The organism is Pseudoalteromonas sp. Of7M-16 (genome assembly GCF_022347805.1).
GTDB lineage: Bacteria > Pseudomonadota > Gammaproteobacteria > Enterobacterales > Alteromonadaceae > Pseudoalteromonas > Pseudoalteromonas luteoviolacea_F.
The window spans coordinates 76420-92471 of record NZ_JAKRFY010000008.1 but is presented as its reverse complement, the minus strand read 5'-3'; the positions used below and the strand labels follow the sequence as shown (position 1 = coordinate 92471).

15 protein-coding genes are annotated in these 16052 nt (G+C 41.8%); 12 read left to right on the top strand and 3 right to left on the bottom strand.

What is annotated here, in order from left to right; translation table 11 throughout:
- Positions 1-213 precede the first annotated feature (213 nt).
- The 6 genes from MHN81_RS10145 (at position 214) to tyrA (ending at position 5947) form a co-directional block, all read left to right on the top strand.
- Positions 214-2316: a TonB-dependent hemoglobin/transferrin/lactoferrin family receptor gene (locus MHN81_RS10145; RefSeq protein WP_239425671.1), complete on the top strand. Its 2103-nt coding sequence runs from the start codon at positions 214-216 to the stop codon at positions 2314-2316.
- A 270-nt stretch (positions 2317-2586) separates the two neighbouring features.
- A complete protein-coding gene (rpsP, locus tag MHN81_RS10140; protein WP_023398624.1) occupies positions 2587-2835 on the top strand; it encodes a 30S ribosomal protein S16 in 249 nt (82 codons plus the stop codon).
- Between the two features lie 17 nt (positions 2836-2852).
- Positions 2853-3386, top strand: a complete 534-nt coding sequence (rimM, locus tag MHN81_RS10135) for a ribosome maturation factor RimM (protein WP_023398625.1) — start codon at positions 2853-2855, stop codon at positions 3384-3386.
- Positions 3386-4150, top strand: coding sequence for a tRNA (guanosine(37)-N1)-methyltransferase TrmD (gene trmD, locus MHN81_RS10130; RefSeq protein ID WP_239425670.1), 765 nt, complete (start codon positions 3386-3388; stop codon positions 4148-4150). The genes rimM and trmD overlap by 1 nt, the downstream gene beginning before the upstream one ends.
- 33 nt (positions 4151-4183) lie before the next feature.
- A complete protein-coding gene (gene rplS / locus MHN81_RS10125; RefSeq protein WP_023398627.1) occupies positions 4184-4543 on the top strand; it encodes a 50S ribosomal protein L19 in 360 nt (119 codons plus the stop codon).
- Between the two features lie 258 nt (positions 4544-4801).
- Complete coding sequence (gene tyrA, locus MHN81_RS10120; protein ID WP_239425669.1) at positions 4802-5947, top strand: bifunctional chorismate mutase/prephenate dehydrogenase; 1146 nt, start codon at positions 4802-4804, stop codon at positions 5945-5947.
- 100 nt (positions 5948-6047) lie between these two features.
- On the opposite strand, the gene pheA is transcribed toward tyrA, so the two are convergent.
- Positions 6048-7202, bottom strand: a complete 1155-nt coding sequence (gene pheA, locus MHN81_RS10115; RefSeq protein ID WP_023398629.1) for a prephenate dehydratase — start codon at positions 7200-7202, stop codon at positions 6048-6050.
- Between the two features lie 310 nt (positions 7203-7512).
- Between pheA and MHN81_RS10110 the strand changes: the two genes are divergently transcribed.
- Positions 7513-10491: an EAL domain-containing protein gene (locus MHN81_RS10110; protein WP_023398630.1), complete on the top strand. Its 2979-nt coding sequence runs from the start codon at positions 7513-7515 to the stop codon at positions 10489-10491.
- On the opposite strand, the gene yciH is transcribed toward MHN81_RS10110, so the two are convergent.
- Positions 10488-10817 (bottom strand): stress response translation initiation inhibitor YciH, encoded by a 330-nt coding sequence (gene yciH, locus MHN81_RS10105; protein WP_023398631.1) that lies wholly within the window; start codon positions 10815-10817, stop codon positions 10488-10490. The genes MHN81_RS10110 and yciH overlap by 4 nt on opposite strands.
- A gap of 145 nt (positions 10818-10962) precedes the next feature.
- Between yciH and MHN81_RS10100 the strand changes: the two genes are divergently transcribed.
- The 4 genes from MHN81_RS10100 (at position 10963) to MHN81_RS10085 (ending at position 15097) form a co-directional block, all read left to right on the top strand.
- Positions 10963-11268, top strand: a complete 306-nt coding sequence (locus MHN81_RS10100) for an STAS domain-containing protein (RefSeq protein ID WP_023398632.1) — start codon at positions 10963-10965, stop codon at positions 11266-11268.
- 14 nt (positions 11269-11282) lie between these two features.
- The gene (locus MHN81_RS10095) at positions 11283-12932 is read left to right on the top strand and encodes a SpoIIE family protein phosphatase (protein WP_023398633.1); all 1650 of its coding nucleotides are present in this window, start codon (positions 11283-11285) and stop codon (positions 12930-12932) included.
- A gap of 137 nt (positions 12933-13069) precedes the next feature.
- Complete coding sequence (locus MHN81_RS10090) at positions 13070-13729, top strand: hypothetical protein (protein ID WP_023398634.1); 660 nt, start codon at positions 13070-13072, stop codon at positions 13727-13729.
- 174 nt (positions 13730-13903) lie between these two features.
- Positions 13904-15097 carry an amino acid aminotransferase gene (locus MHN81_RS10085; protein WP_023398635.1) on the top strand — a complete coding sequence of 398 codons (1194 nt, stop codon included), beginning with the start codon at positions 13904-13906 and terminating at the stop codon, positions 15095-15097.
- Between the two features lie 111 nt (positions 15098-15208).
- Here MHN81_RS10085 and MHN81_RS10080 read toward each other — a convergent pair whose 3' ends face one another.
- Positions 15209-15535 (bottom strand): YebG family protein, encoded by a 327-nt coding sequence (locus MHN81_RS10080; protein ID WP_023398636.1) that lies wholly within the window; start codon positions 15533-15535, stop codon positions 15209-15211.
- A gap of 212 nt (positions 15536-15747) precedes the next feature.
- Between MHN81_RS10080 and MHN81_RS10075 the strand changes: the two genes are divergently transcribed.
- The gene (locus tag MHN81_RS10075) at positions 15748-16041 is read left to right on the top strand and encodes a ComEA family DNA-binding protein (protein WP_239425668.1); all 294 of its coding nucleotides are present in this window, start codon (positions 15748-15750) and stop codon (positions 16039-16041) included.
- Positions 16042-16052: the final 11 nt, after the last annotated feature.

Here is a 16052-nt window from a genome sequence, read left to right as displayed (position 1 = left end):
TTGACCCAAAACTGCGCTGTAATTGCCTCAGTTTGAGCGACTGATAAATCCCTTATGAGTACATGTATCCAATAACGGCAATAATACATTCTACAGAAAATAAAATCTATATGATTATAGAAATGCAAATAATTATCGTTTGCGATCGAGTGAAAATACCTTTATAGTGCACAGCGAAAATTATTCATTCTTCCTGTTTGAGGTTAAAAGATAATGTTTAAAAGAACTACTCTTTCGCTAGGTATTGCGGCGGCAGTCTTAACTGCGCCTAATGTTGTTGCTGAACAATTTGAAAAAGATAGCGAAGTAATCGTAGTATCAGGGTCGCGTATTGAGCAAAAGCTTGAAGATGTCGCAGGCACTGTAAATGTTGTCACCGAACAAGAGATTGAACGTGAGTTAGCAGTTGACTTAAATACCGCATTTAAGTATCAAACAGGGATTACAACTACGGGCTCTACAGGTGAAGCCCAAGCGCTCAATATTCGTGGTATCGGTGGAAACCGCGTGGTGTACGTCAAAGACGGTCGCCGTTTAAATGATGCATACTCAGGTGGTGGTGGTTTAATTATCGGCCGCGGCTATTTTGATGTAGATAATGTTAAGCAAATCGAGGTTGCCAAAGGCGCGGCATCGTCGCTATATGGTTCAGATGCGCTTGGCGGTATTGTTGTCATTTCGACAAAAAATCCGTCTGATTATTTATCGGGTAAGGATACATACGCACAAGTTGGCCTTGGTTACTATGGCGTAAATGCTGAAAAAAGCGCGACGGCGACATTTGCCAAGCAGCTGAGTGATTCTAACGCGACATCTATTCAAGTTACACGTCGCGATGGTGAAGAAACCCAAAACTATGCAGAAGATTTGCCCGGTTTTGACTACACATCAAATGCATTGCTACTCAAATCTGAATTCAAAATTACTGATAATGAAAGTATTTTGGCGACAGTGGACTACTTTGACCAAGATGTTGAGCAAATCATTACTGCAAATGCTTATGAAACAAGAGATGACAATGAAAGCATTTCATTCTCTTTAGAGTTTGATACAGCGAGTGCAACCAGTTTTTACGATAATCTAAGCGCACAAGTTTATTACACAGACTTTGAGCAACTGAGCGACCAGATCCGCGCTAATGATGGCAGCCGCAGTCGCACAGGACCATATACTGACTTCAATGACTACCGTTTCGAGCAATCTATTTTTGGTACGCGCCTGGTCCTTGATAAACAGCTTGAATTTGGCTCGTTGGCTCATCAATTGGTTTATGGATTTGATTTTGATAGCTACGAGACGTCACGTCCTCGTTATAAAACACGGATTGATGCGCAAGGCAATAAAAGCAAAGATAGAGAAGGACAAAAGACGTTTCCAGGCGCAGATACAACTATGCTAGGTCTATTTGTTCAAGACAACATTACCTTGATACCAGATACACTTAAGCTCAATGCTGGCTTACGTATTGACCGCTATGAGATGGATGCTAAACAAAGTGAATTATATGCGGGCACAGAGTTCGGCGACATCAGTGAAACGGCTCTGTCTCCTAAACTGGGCTTAGTTTATTCTGTGTCAGAAAACTTAAATGTTGTTGCTCAATATTCTCGAGGTTTCAAAATCCCACCTCATGATCTTGCATATCAAAGTCATGGTGTTGAGCCGTTCTATCAAATTCTACCTAATTCAGATTTAGAGCCAGAAACCAGCGATAGCATTGAATTTGGTGTTAAAGGTGATTTTGAGTCGAAACAGTTCTCTGTCACAGTATTTAATTCAAAATTTGATGATTTTATCTCAAACAAAATAGTGCGCGTAGAGCCAAGCCAAATTCCAGGCATGCCTCCTAAGACATACTATCAGTACCAAAATATCGCAGAAGTCGAGATCAAAGGTTTAGAAGCTAATTTCACTGTCTGGGTAAACGACAATGTATCGATTGATACTGGCTTTACTTATGTACAGGGTAAAGATAAAGAGACCAATGAATACATTAGCACTCTTAGTCCACTCAATGGCTTTGCAAAAGCACGCTATGAGCTGGACAACTGGTCAGTTACAGCTGCATTTAAAGCAGCCAAACGCATGACTAAGGTACCAGCTGATGACAAAGTCAAAACAGCGGGTTGGGGTACGGTTGATCTCTTCGCTGAGTACGATTTTGGTAACTTGAGACTCAATGCGGGCGTCTTTAACTTGCTAGACAAGGAATATATTCCATATGAGAGCGTTGCTGGACAGTCTGCTGACGCAGCGCTAGGACAGTACACGCAACCTGGACGCAATTTTGCCCTAAATGCGAAATATACGTTCTAAGGTGTAATACCTCCCTGCGAGCAAGGTGATTAATGCTTTGCTTGAGCTTTTAAACGGGTGTTTTTAACAGCACCCGTTTCTTTATTTTGGCGTGTGCGAAGCCAAACAATGAGTGCGTTTTAGGTCCAAATTGACCTAGGCATGTCAAGATTGAGAATTAAATCCAAAACATGCTTGCATTGTTGAGAAAAACTCGTACAATTCCCCAGCTTCCCGTAGTGGGAAGTAATATCTTATTAATGAAAACAGTCAATCTATGTAGAGGACGGTATGGTAACTATTCGTTTGCAACGTGGCGGCGCTAAAAAGCGTCCATTCTATCAAATCGTGGTTGCGGATAGCCGTTTCTCGCGTGACGGTCGTTTCATCGAGAAAGTAGGTTTCTTTAACCCAATCGCTTCTGGTCAGGAAGAAAAAATTCGTCTAGATCTTGCTCGTGTTGATCACTGGGTAGGCCAAGGCGCATCTCTTTCAGATCGCGTAGCTAAGTTAGTTAAAGACGCTCGTAAAGCGGCTTAATAGGCGTAAGTGTAACCATGAGTCAAGATAACACCTCGACACTAGTTGTCGGCAAATTAGGTGCCCCTTATGGTATTAAGGGTTGGCTTAAGGTGCATTCATTTACTGATGATCCCCAAGGGATCTTCGATTTCAGCCCATGGTTGATAGGGCAACAAGGTAAATGGCAAGCACTTGAAGTGAGCGACTGGCGTCGCCACAACAAGGGTTTCATCGCTAAATTTGCAAACATTAACGACAGAGACGAAGCAATGGCTTATACCAACGCTGAAATCGCCGTTAATAGTGAGCAGCTTCCTGAATTACCTGAAGGGGAGTTTTATTGGCGAGACTTAATTGGTATGACGGTTGTAACTAATAAAGGTTACAACTTAGGTCATGTCGATGACCTGATGGAGACTGGCTCAAATGATGTTTTGGTTGTGAAAGCAAACAAAAAAGATGCATTTGGTCAGACTGAGCGCTTAATTCCATTTTTGACAGATTCTGTCATTATTGAAGTTAAGCATGATGAACGTGAAATTACGGTTGATTGGGATCCTGCATTTTAATGAGTGATCAGCAAAAACTTTGGGTGGGCGTGGTATCGCTGTTCCCAGAAATGTTTGATGCAGTTACTCAGCAAGGTGTAACTGGTCGAGCTGTGAAAAACGGTTTGATTGAGTTCAATTGTTGGAACCCTAGAGCGTATGCTACTGACAAACATCGTACTGTAGATGATCGGCCTTACGGCGGTGGTCCAGGTATGTTGATGATGGTAGAGCCGCTTGAAAAAGCCATTCTTGATGCAAAATCTGCAGCGGGTGATGGTGCAAAAGTAATTTATATGTCTCCACAGGGACGCAAACTGGATCAACAAGGCGCTGCTGAATTAGCACAGTCTGAAAAGTTGATTTTAGTGGCGGGTCGATATGAAGGTATAGATGAACGGATCATTGAGTCTCATGTAGACGAAGAGTGGTCCATTGGTGATTTTATTCTCAGTGGTGGCGAATTGCCCGCTATGACGCTTATCGATGCGGTTGCACGATTAGTGCCTGGTGTGCTTGGTCACAATCAGTCTGCTGAGCAGGACTCATTTTCGGATGGCCTGTTAGATTGCCCTCACTATACTCGGCCTGAAATATTGGATGGAAAGCAGGTCCCTGCTGTATTACTCAGTGGGAACCACAAAGAAATTGCAAAATGGCGCTTAAAGCAGTCATTAGGCAGGACTTGGCTACGCCGTCCGGACTTGTTGCGTAACCTAGCTCTGACTGAGGAGCAAGCAAAGCTCCTTGCTGAATTTCAGCAAGAACACGAAGCTTGTGGCTAGAAGACAGTTACTCCTAGGAATGTGAGAAATAAAATGGCAAAAGTAAACCAAAATATTATTAAAGCGCTTGAAGAAGAGCAGCTTAAAACAGACGTACCTGCGTTCGGCGCTGGTGACACAGTTGTTGTACAAGTACGTGTTAAAGAAGGTAACAAAGAGCGTCTACAGGCCTTTGAAGGTGTTGTAATCGCTAAGCGTAACCGTGGCCTTCATTCATCTTTCACTGTTCGTAAGATCTCAAGCGGTGAAGGTGTTGAACGTGTTTTCCAAACACACAGCCCACTGGTTGACAGCGTTACAGTTAAGCGTCGTGGTGCGGTTCGTCGCGCTAAGCTTTACTACTTACGCGAGCGTTCTGGTAAATCTGCACGTATTAAAGAAAAACTTAACTAATACGCGCATACTACCTATGCTTAACAAACAGGCCGCTTCATGCGGCCTGTTTGGTTTCTCCCTCTATATTTCAATTCATTGATTGTCTGCTATCTTTTGTCGTAATACTCACCTACTGACATGTAAATTTAAAACCCATTGGTTTGTACCTTATAATTTCATGAAGTAACGAAATGTTACTTTCTTAATAAAATTCGTCCTGTTAGACTAGGTGTAATTAAATATTTACTGGTGTAAATTAAGGTTTACGGTATGGGAATGAGAGATAATTTGAGTCTAGATGAGCTGCGTGTCCAGATAGATCGCTGTGATAGCGAGCTGGTTAGCTTGCTTGCTGAGCGCAGAAAACTAACAGAGCAGGTTGGGAAAATTAAGCAGCAACAGGGGGCGCCACTACACGCTCCAGATCGAGAAGCGGTTTTAATTGCGGCACGTCGTCAGCAAGCGCAAGAAAAGGGGGTTAACCCTGAATTGGTTGAAGATATTTTGCGCAGAATGATGCGTGAAGCATACGAAAATCAGCAAAGTAAATTAGCGTGTACAGCTCCGCAGCTTTCGCCAATAGTGATAGTAGGTGGTGAAGGAGCAATGGGTCAGTTGTTTGCAAAGCAGTTTCGACGCTCAGGTTATGAAGTCAAAATACTCGATAAAAGTCATCAAGAAGAGGCCGCAGATATTTTATCCGGCGCGAAACTTGTGCTTGTGAGCGTGCCTATAAACAGCTTAGAACAAGTTATCGATGATTTGCCTGCGCTGGATCCCGAATGCATTTTGGCGGATATTACATCTGTAAAGCAGACTCCACTTAAAAGTTTACTCAAAAAACACCCAGGCCCTGTAGTTGGTTTGCACCCAATGTTTGGCCCAGATATCTCTCACTGGGTTAAGCAAACTGTAGTAGCTTGCCACGGGCGAGATCAAGCGGCATATGAGGGGTTACTGAAACAACTTCAGATCTGGGGATGCCATATCGTCTCAATGGAAGCGAAAAAGCACGACCAAGCGATGCAAATTATTCAGGTCATGCGGCACTTGACTACATTTGTTTACGGTCAGTTTTTAGCAAAACAGTGTCACACATTGGAAGAGCTTCGCAGTTGTTCTTCACCCATTTATCAATTGGAGTTGATGATGGTCGGCCGTTTATTTGCACAGTCCCCTGAGTTATATGCCGATATTATGCTTGCTCAATTTGACGACGTTGAAGGATTGCTCGCCAGCTATCAGGATACCTTTGCGCAAACACTTCAAAGCTTGAAACAACGTGACAAAAAAGCTTTGATAGAAGGGTTTGATAAAGCGCAGACCTATTTCTCTGACAGTGCCCATACTTTCTTAGCGCAGAGTAGAGGTATTTTAAATAAAGCCAATGATGCCAAGGTGCTCGATGAGTTAGCTTCATAAGTAGTAATTTTTTGCGCTACATTAGTAGCGCATATACTCTTAAGAGAAAGTATGTATTAAGTTAAGAGGGTTTGCCCAGCACCTAAGCTGGGGTTTTCAATCAAATAGGCTCTACCGCTTTGAGTGACTCACTTTGATAGCAGCCTAAAATCCTAACCGTTTGAGTATGCTCTTTGAGCGCTTCCAGCGCCTTTTGCACTTGAGGATCCGCAATATTTGCCTGTAGATCTACGTAAAAGACTTCTTCCCACGGGTTACCTGGAACAGGACGCGATTCAAGTTTTGTCATGTTAATGCTGTTTTCTTTAAACACCATCAATGCATCTGCAAGGGAACCGACATGCTGTTTTGTCGCCATGATAAGGCTGGTTTTTGTTGGGATTTGAGTTGATACTTGAAGTGGTTTTCTTGCGACTACAATAAAGCGACTGTGGTTCTCAGCTTGATTGGCAAGTTCACTTTTTATGACTTCCAAGCCCTGTGAACGCCCTGCCTGCGCAGAACCAATCGCCGCACTTTGGTCACATTCCGCAGCAGCCATGATAGCGCTCGAAGTGGAGTCACATGTTTCATGGGTAACGTCTGCAAGACTTTGTAAGAAGCGACTGCACTGTGCGAAAGGTTGTGGGTGTGCATAGATCTTTTTCACATCTTTAAGCTCGATACCGGGTTTGGCCAATAGGCAGTGCTCTACACTGTGAGTGACCTCTCCAACGATAGAAACTTGAGCGTGTTGCATTAAGTCAAACACTTCATTAATACTGCCTGAGCTGGTGTTTTCGATTGGTAAAATACCAAAATCGGCTTTGCCTTTTTCAACTGAATTGGTGATATCTTCAAATGATTGGCAGCCCATTTCGACGACTTTCCCGGGGCGACGGCTAAAATATTTGTGACAAGCTAACTGGCTATACGAACCTTGCCCACCTAGGTAGGCAACTCTATGCGTATCATTGACGGTGTCGGGATTCAGGCTCTTTTGCAGGAGCGCCTGCTGATTGAGTACGGAGTCTTCCAGAATTACTTGAAAAACATTATTAATGTAAAACTGATCTAGGCCCAGAGACTTGCCGTATCGAATTAGTTTTTCTAAGAGGGCAAGTTCTCGTTCTTCATCCCTGATCGGTTTATTGTTGTTAATTTTGTATTCCAATACCCCGTGACTAATACGTCTACGCTTTGCCAAAAGTACTAATAATTCAGAGTCAATTTCATTAATCTCTGTCCTCAATGCATCTAAAGTATCTTGCGTCATGGTCCTCACTCCCATTGTGCCAAAAAAAAAGCCTCCCAGATGGTGGGAGGCTTAGCTATTCGTTTTTACGCGCAAACAGTTAAGCCTCTTCACCTAAAGAAGCTAAAAAAGAAAAAATAACGGCGCGTGAAAAAGTTCATAATCTGTTCGTATCTAAAAATCAGTATTAGCAGTATTATTAACACAGATATCGAACCAATTACAACTAGGTATTTTAAATTATACTCTAATTGCATTGGCTACGAATTACGTGATCTGATATATTCAAGTCAATATATGAAAAAAAACATAACAGGGTAAAGGGTTTATCGTGGGCAACCGTCGTCCTCCTTCGCGTTTTGGTGCTAATTCTCTAAGTGTGAAATTATCAATCTTAATTTCCGCTGTGTGTGTCATTGCTGGCGTATTTGCAGCCGCGTTGATGTTGAAATCTGAGGAAAAGCATCTCGTTGAGGCTGAATTTGTCCAATTACACGGTTTAAGTGAGCAAGTATTACAGCAGTTTTCTCACTATTTAGAACTTAAAAAGAGCCTCGCTCAACAGACAAATGTCGTTGTGTCAAAAAAGCTTCTGTCAGCAACGGAGATACCACTAAATACCGAGTTACCCTTAACTACGAGTAATGGCAGAATGCATAGTGTTGCTGCTAATGGCATGTCGGCAGCTTACATTTTGAAAGATACATTGAGCGAAAGCGATCAAGCGTTATTTCAAAAGTCAGAAAGTCTTTGGAATATTCTGTCACCTATTTTGCTGCAAGACTTTTTCAATTTTTATATCTATACCACAGAGAACTTTGTACGAATTGCGCCACCTAACTCGGTCCTTTTAGACAGCGCACAGAATAGACAGGCTAATATTCACGCTCAACCGCTGTTACGCGAGGAGTTAAACCCTACCAGAGAAGCTGTTTGGTCCGATGTACATCACGACCCTATTTGGAGCAAATGGGTAGTGAGTATTTTAGTTCCGCTGTATGAAGGAGATGTGTATCGAGGCTTTACTGGGAGCGATTTAGATTTAGAAACCTTGCTTTCTAGGCTGCCAAAACCGACCGCAGAGCAAAGTTACATTATTTTTGATAAACAGGGGCGGATTATATCTGCGCCAAATTTACTCAGAGATACCGAGCATTCCGAGTTGTTAACAAAAGATGCATTACCCAGCCCAATACAACGCGTGATTGACACTGCGCTCAAGGTAAATTTACCAAGCTATCAAGATGAGTTTGTACATGACAAAGCAGGCCATATCGCAAATGTGATGCATTTGGGGGAGCTTGACTGGTATGTTGGTATGTACAAGCGCCGAGATACGGCTTTGCACGCGCTTGAAGAGCTCAAGGTCAAGTTTTTTGGCTTGTTTGTTCTCTACGCCGGTTTTGTTGCCATGCTCCTGCACCAAGTAATTTACCATCTGATTTTGAAGCGTATTAATCAATTGGTTAAAGTTCTGATCAGTTTTGGTCGAGGTCAATGGGATCATCCGAAACTCGCCGACAGTGATGATGAAATCGGTTTGTTGAATGCATCATTTAATGACATGAGTGATGATATTAAAAAATTAGTCAACGGATTGAATCAGCGTATCAATGAAAAAGAAATCGCAGAGAAGGCGGCAAACCGGTTATCCAAAGCTGTTGCTTTTTCTGGTACTGGGGTGGTGATCACCAATGAACGATTCAAAATTGAGTATGTGAATCCAAAAATGGTTGAAATGACTGGGTTTGCCGAATCTCACTTTTTGGATGCACCACTGCTAGATATTATTTCTAGCGAGATGGCTATTTTAATTGATGATATAGATTTTGACCTCAAAAGCCGTAACTACTGGCGTGGTGATACTTTGTTGCAAAGTAGCAACAATGACCAAATTTGGGTGAGTTTGAGTATTTCTCCAATCCGGGAAAATGGTGGTCGCATTTCAAGTTATGTGGCATCTGCACAAGACATTTCATTTGTTAAAGAAAGTCAAAGAAAGATGGAAGAGCTGGCCTATTTTGACACTCTAACAGGCTTAGCTAATCGTACCTTTTTCCGTATGCAACTGCGTAAATCCATGGCATTGGCCTCTCGTGGGCACTACGCGTTTGCGCTATTTTACTTTGACCTCGATGAATTTAAACGTATTAACGATACACTCGGACATGATGCAGGAGATCGGTTACTTGTAGAGGTTGCCGATAGACTTAAACAAAGATTAAGGGCCGAGGATACAATTGCGCGATTGGGTGGTGATGAATTTGCTGTTTTGCTAAGTGGGATAAGCACCCGAGACAACGCAATGGATGTGGCACATACAATACAAAAAACTCTCAGCCAACCCATTTCGCTAGGGAACAACGAAGTCATTGTCAGTGCCAGTATTGGTATCACTTTGGCACCATTTGATAGCCAAGAAGAAGAGCAGTTATTAAAACATGCTGATTTGGCCATGTATGAAGCCAAAGCTAAAGGGCGAAACACCTTCCATTTTTATTCTCAGGAGCTAAATGCGGCAGCGAATGAGCGATTGCACATAGAAAATGAATTACGACAGGCGATTAAGAGTCAACAATTCTCATTGCAGTATCAACCACAAATAGATAGTCGAAGTGGAAAAATTGTTGGTTATGAGGCGTTAATTCGGTGGAATCATCCAACGGAAGGCGGGATCCCGCCGACTAAGTTTATCCCAATTGCTGAGGCTACGGGATTAATCGTCGAAATAGGTACATGGGTTTTGAAAGAGGCTTGCAGATTCTCTTCTGTGCTAAAATCTAAAGGGTATACCGCTGATATTTCAATTAACTTGTCTGCACGACAGTTTAAGGACGCGAATTTAATCGAGACGATTTCTCACACATTAGATGAAGTAGGCCTACCACCTTCAATGCTTCACCTTGAGTTGACAGAAAGTATGCTAATGGGTGATGTCGAAGCAGCAATTGAGCAGCTAAAGGAGATGAAAAAGCTAGGTGTATCACTATCAATTGATGATTTTGGAACAGGCTACTCGTCGCTCAGTTATCTGAAGCGCTTCCCAGTCGATGTACTCAAAGTGGATAGGTCCTTTGTGAAGGATATTCCAGATGATAGTAATGACATGGAAATTACTGCCGCAATTATTGCGATGGCTCAGAAGCTCAGTATGAAGGTGGTTGCTGAAGGGGTGGAAACCGCCGAGCAAGTCGCTTTTTTACAGCGGAATAATTGCCATATCGTACAAGGTTACTACTACAGTGCGCCGCTGACAGAGCAACAAGTATTTGCTCAAGAGCCAGATATTATGAGAGTAGCAGGGAATTAACCCCCTGCTATTTTGACTTTGAATCCCTGAGCAATTAATAGACCTTTTAGCTTTTCACGATCATCGCCTTGAATTTCAATTACACCATCCTTTACTGCACCACCTTGCCCCATTTTACTTTTCAGTAACTTAGCTAATTTTTTTAGATCATGCTGTTCAGGATCAATGCCGACTACCAACATCACGCCTTTACCTTTTCTACCTTTGGTTTGACGTTCAATGCGAATGTGGCCATCTTTAAAAAGCTTTACTTCTTGTTGCGGTTGTTCGTCTTGCGGTTTAATTCTTCCCAGCTCGGTAGAATATACTAAACGACCTTCTGACATGGCTTACTCCAAACTAGTTTCATTACCTTGGATACTAACAAAAAGTGTTTTGTGCTGTTATATTTTTTTGGCGAAATTACGTAATACGATTATATTTAAAACATAAAGATGGATAACAATACCAAATTCAAAGTAGGAGCTTGCAATGAGCCTGAGCAAAAATGCTTCAGCCGACGGAAAGACCTTAACAATCCAAATTAAAGGGAAGTTTGACTTTAATTTAGTACAATCATTTCGCCAAGCCTATGCAGAGGTGAACGCCGAAACAGAAAAAGTAGTCGTCGATTTACGAGATACAGACTACATGGATAGCTCAGCCTTAGGGATGCTATTAAATATGAAAAAAACACTTGGTGATTCTGTTGGAAGCATACAGATCAGCAATTGTAGACCACAATTAAAGAAAATCTTGCAGATATCTCGGTTTGATAAAAAGTTTGAAATTGACTAACTGAGTTCGATCGCATGCTTATTTTAGTGGTTGATGATCAACCTCTTAACTGCCGATTGCTCACTGCCATGTTGGAGCAACAACACTATGATGTATTGGTTGCAAACAACGGGCAAGAAGCGCTGGACTTGTTGCAGCAGCATGAGGTAGACATTGTATTGCTTGATGTCATGATGCCTGTTATGAACGGGTTTGAAACGGCGCCAAAGATCAAGGAGTACGCTGGGGATGTGTATTTACCCATTATTTTTATAACCGCGCTTGAAGATCATGCTAGTTTTGAAAAGTGTCTGCGAGTTGGCGGGGATGATTTCATCCATAAACCTTTTGACAGAATTATTCTCTCTGCAAAAATTCGTGCCCACGCCCGTACAAGAAAGCTCAGCAAAGAAGCAAACGAACAAAAGAAACAGCTGCAGTATCATTACAATCAAACTGAAAGAGAGCATGAAATTGTAGAGCATATATTTAGAAATGCCCTGTCAGGCCAAGAAAGGTTTGATACGCTGTGTGACTTTCATCTCTCTCCTGCCTCTATGTTCAATGGTGACATGTTTTTAATGGCAAAAAGCCCCATAGGTGGTTTTTATTGCTTGTTGGGCGACTTTACCGGCCACGGCTTAGCGGCTGCCGTGGGGGCGCTTCCTGCATCGAAAATCTTTTACACTATGGTACAAAAGGGAATGGCTGTAGGGGATATAGCAACGGAGCTGAACAGTTCTTTATATACTTTGCTACCAGGCCACATGTTTTGCGCCGCAGCGATTATTGAGTTGAGCAGTTCTGGTAAGAATATTTCGGCTTGGTTGGGAGGGCTGCCGGACATTTATTTGATTAATGGCCAGGGTAAGGTATTGAAAACCGTTGAGTCGCAGCACATGGCGTTGGGGATTTTGGACGATGAAGAATTCGAAAGAACCATTTTACACTTTGAGGTAGAGCGGGGTACGCGATTAGTGATGGCTACCGATGGGATCATCGAAAGTGAAGGGCCTGATGGCGAAATGTTTGGTGAAGGAAGGTTCATCGATACTTTGCAAAGTAAAAATGCTATCACAACGCAGGAAGTGATAGATAAAGTAAGAGGGTTTGCACAACATGCGGAGCAACAGGATGACTTGAGTATTGCAATAGTTAACTGTTTGGCAGCCGAGGTAGAGAGTTCAAGTGATACGCATTATTCTTGTTTGCCCTTTGATGTGTCAGTTTCTTTAGACGCCGAGCAAATGAAAGTGACTGATCCTGTATTAGAAGTGGTTAATGTATTGAGTAATGTTGAGGGAGTGGATGCGCATAGGTCCAATATATTCCTGTTATTATCGGAAGCGTACAATAACTCTTTAGACCATGGTGTGCTGGGGATCAGCTCTGAATTAAAAAACCAAGAAGATGGGTTTCTAGAATATTATACCCAGCGGGCTGAAGCATTGGCTGAACTGAACAATGCGTCAATTCAAATATCGGCTTCTTATTCTCCCGAAAAGCATTCGATTACCTTTGATATAAAAGATTCTGGCAGCGGATTTATGCAGCCTGAAGTGCAACATGATAACTCTCTATCTAATGAACATGGGCGCGGTGTTCAATTGCTTTCAGAGATTGCGGATAGTGTGAGTTACAATCAAATAGGCAATGAAGTAAGGCTTGTTTACTCCCTCAACTAGCTGTTCGAAATATTGAAATTTTTTTTCACTTATTCCTTTCTATTGTTCCTCAAAATAAAAAACATGCTCTTTCCTATAGTCAACGGCATAATTGCGTGTTAAATTTGATTTAGATATATAGATGTTTGGATGGCTAAATGATTTCTGCATACTTAAATAAAACGAAAACCCCAGTGGAACCTTCTTTGGTGAAATTGCAACTAGACTCTTTAGAGGCATTTTTGGCAAGTAATCAAACCAAACCGATATGGTCTTATAAAATTCCAGAGCTTGGTGAAGGGGGAAGTTGTAGCTTATTTGGTCATCTACAAGAAGCACCATTTGAATTGAATTCTTATATTTCACACAGTGAAAGAAACACAGAACTACTGTCTAAACTGCAAGCTATTGTAGAGTTCGTTACCTGTAAAACCGGAGTAGATTGGTTTGGCATCTACCAAACGAGATTGGTAGACGGTGAAAATCAGCTCTTGAAGTTGGCCTATAACGGTGCGCCAAGTCGCCCTCTCTTTCCCATTAATGAACAATTTGCAGCGACTTCGAACAACATTCAAACTGTATTGTCAGAACAATCCCGTATTATCAATGATATTCCCGAATATATTGCAACGGGCGGTGAGTATTATACCTGTGACCCGAAAGTGCAAGCTGAGGTTTGTATTCCATTGTTAAACGACAGTTTTGAGTGTGTCGGGATCATTGATGCAGAGGCTTTTAGTAAAGACTTTTTTACTCCTGACAATTTATCTGTACTGGTTGCGGCTTGCATGAAAATAACACACTACCTTCCTGAGTGAGAGGGCTCGTGTTCTCGTTAAATTGTGTTAGTATTATGGCAACTATAACCCCCACGATTACTACGTATTATCGAGTTGAATACTTAGAGAAATGAAGGTGAGCTTGAATGCGCTTGAGCGAATTTTTGCGGCCTTGTGTTTTTGCGTACTAGTTTTAATAGGAAAAAAATACACATGTTTTCAGAACTAAAACCACTTCCTACAGACCCAATTTTGGGCCTAATGGCAGCTTATAAGCAAGACGATAACCCTAAAAAAATTGATTTAGGCGTTGGTGTATATAAAGATGAGCAAGGTGCTACTCCGGTTTTAAAAGCGGTTAAAAAAGCAGAAGCATTTCGTTTAGAAAACGAAACCACAAAATCGTACATTGGGTTAGCTGGTAACTTAGACTTTTGCGCTAAGATGGAAGAGTTGTTATTAAGCAATAGTCACACTACATTACTTGCCAACCGAGTGCGTACGGCGCAGACGCCAGGTGGCACAGGCTCTTTGCGCGTAGCTGCTGAATTCATTAAGCGTTGTAATAAAGATGCGACGGTTTGGGTGACGACACCAACTTGGGCAAACCATATTAGCCTATTTGAAGCTGCTGGCTTGACAGTAAAAGAGTACCCTTACTACGACTACGAGAATAAAGGGCTACTTTTTGACGAGATGATTGATACGCTGAAGCAAGTGCCAAAGGGTGACGTTGTTTTAGTTCATGCATGTTGCCACAATCCAAGTGGTATGGATCTGAATGCCGAACAGTGGCAGATTTTTGCGGACCTTGCTAAAGAGGTTGGCTTTACTCCACTTGTAGACATTGCTTATCAAGGTTTTGGTACCAGCCTAGACGAAGATGCTAATGGTCTACGTTTGCTAGCTCAAACAGTAGAAGAGATGATCATTTGTTCTTCATGCTCTAAAAACTTTGGTCTTTACCGTGAGCGTATTGGTGCATGTTCTGTTATCTCTAAAGATGCAGCGAATGCGGATGTTGCAAACTCAGTTCTATTAAGCGTAGTACGCAGCATCTATTCTATGCCACCGGCACATGGTGCCGACATTGTAAATACTATCCTTTCAAGTGATGAGTTAACACAAGAGTGGCATCAAGAGCTTGCTGAAATGCGTGATCGTATTAACGGTTTACGTAGCCTTGTAAAAGATAGCTTAGCGCAGAGAAATACTGGACATGATTTCTCATTCATTGAGCGCCAGCACGGTATGTTCTCATTCTTAGGTATTAATAAAGAGCAAATTAACCGCCTACGTGAGGAATATTCAATCTATATCGTGGGTTCTAGCCGTGTAAATGTGGCGGGTATTAGCCAAAGCAATATTGATTATTTTGCTGATGCAGTTGCTGCTGTTTTAAAATAATCGCTACGTCGGTTATATAAAACTAAAACGCCGAACTATATTAATAGTGCGGCGTTTTTGCGTTTTTGGAACGAATAAGTCAGTAAAGGTAATTTAAGAACCAAGTAATATTTATGCTTGCTTTATAGCAGTGACCTTATCCTCGGCGACTTCGTCAGTAACTTCTTCGGCTTTCTTGGACGCTTTTTTATTGTCTTTCTCTGCTGATGGTTTACTGCCTTTGAGTACAGAAATAAAATCGTCTTTATACTTTGCCATTTCTAGAGCCAGTGATTCAACTTGTTGCTCGCTAAGTGGTACATCTACCTTATCTAGCATTGCTTCAAGCGCTTCTGCAACATCCAGCATTTTATCGTAGGCATCAGCCTCTTTTTTGCTAGTAAATGTCATTCGCTCTACTCCGTTTCTTTCAACCACATACTTTACTATAACAGCCATGATGACCCTCCATAAAACACTGTTTTTTTATACAGTAAACTGTATTTGCTATTAATGCAACTTAAAGGCACTTCATTAGACGATCCATATGAAAAAAACACAATGAAAATATTAGTAAGCATTTTACAAAAGTAATCGTTAAATCTTATGGTTAGATAGCTTATTTAGTTTTTTAAGCAGTGTTAGACTCATAAACTTTTAAGGAAAATTAAATGCGAAGACATACATGGATTCTTGGACTGATAGTAGCAGTATTTTTGTTGAGTAATTTGGTTCAGGCGCAAGATGTAAACCCGCCTGAACAAGCGCCACTGGTTGTAAATGTGAACACAGCGCAAGTAAATGAGCTGATCCAGCTACCTGGGATTGGTGAGGCAAAAGCGCAGGCAATTGTGATCTCTAGGGAGCAAAATGGTAGATTTGTGGATGTGCAGGAATTAGAGAGAGTGAAAGGGATAGGAAAGGGCCTAATTGAAAAGTTAAAAGCTCACGTGGTATTTGAGTAAGCCAGAGTCTC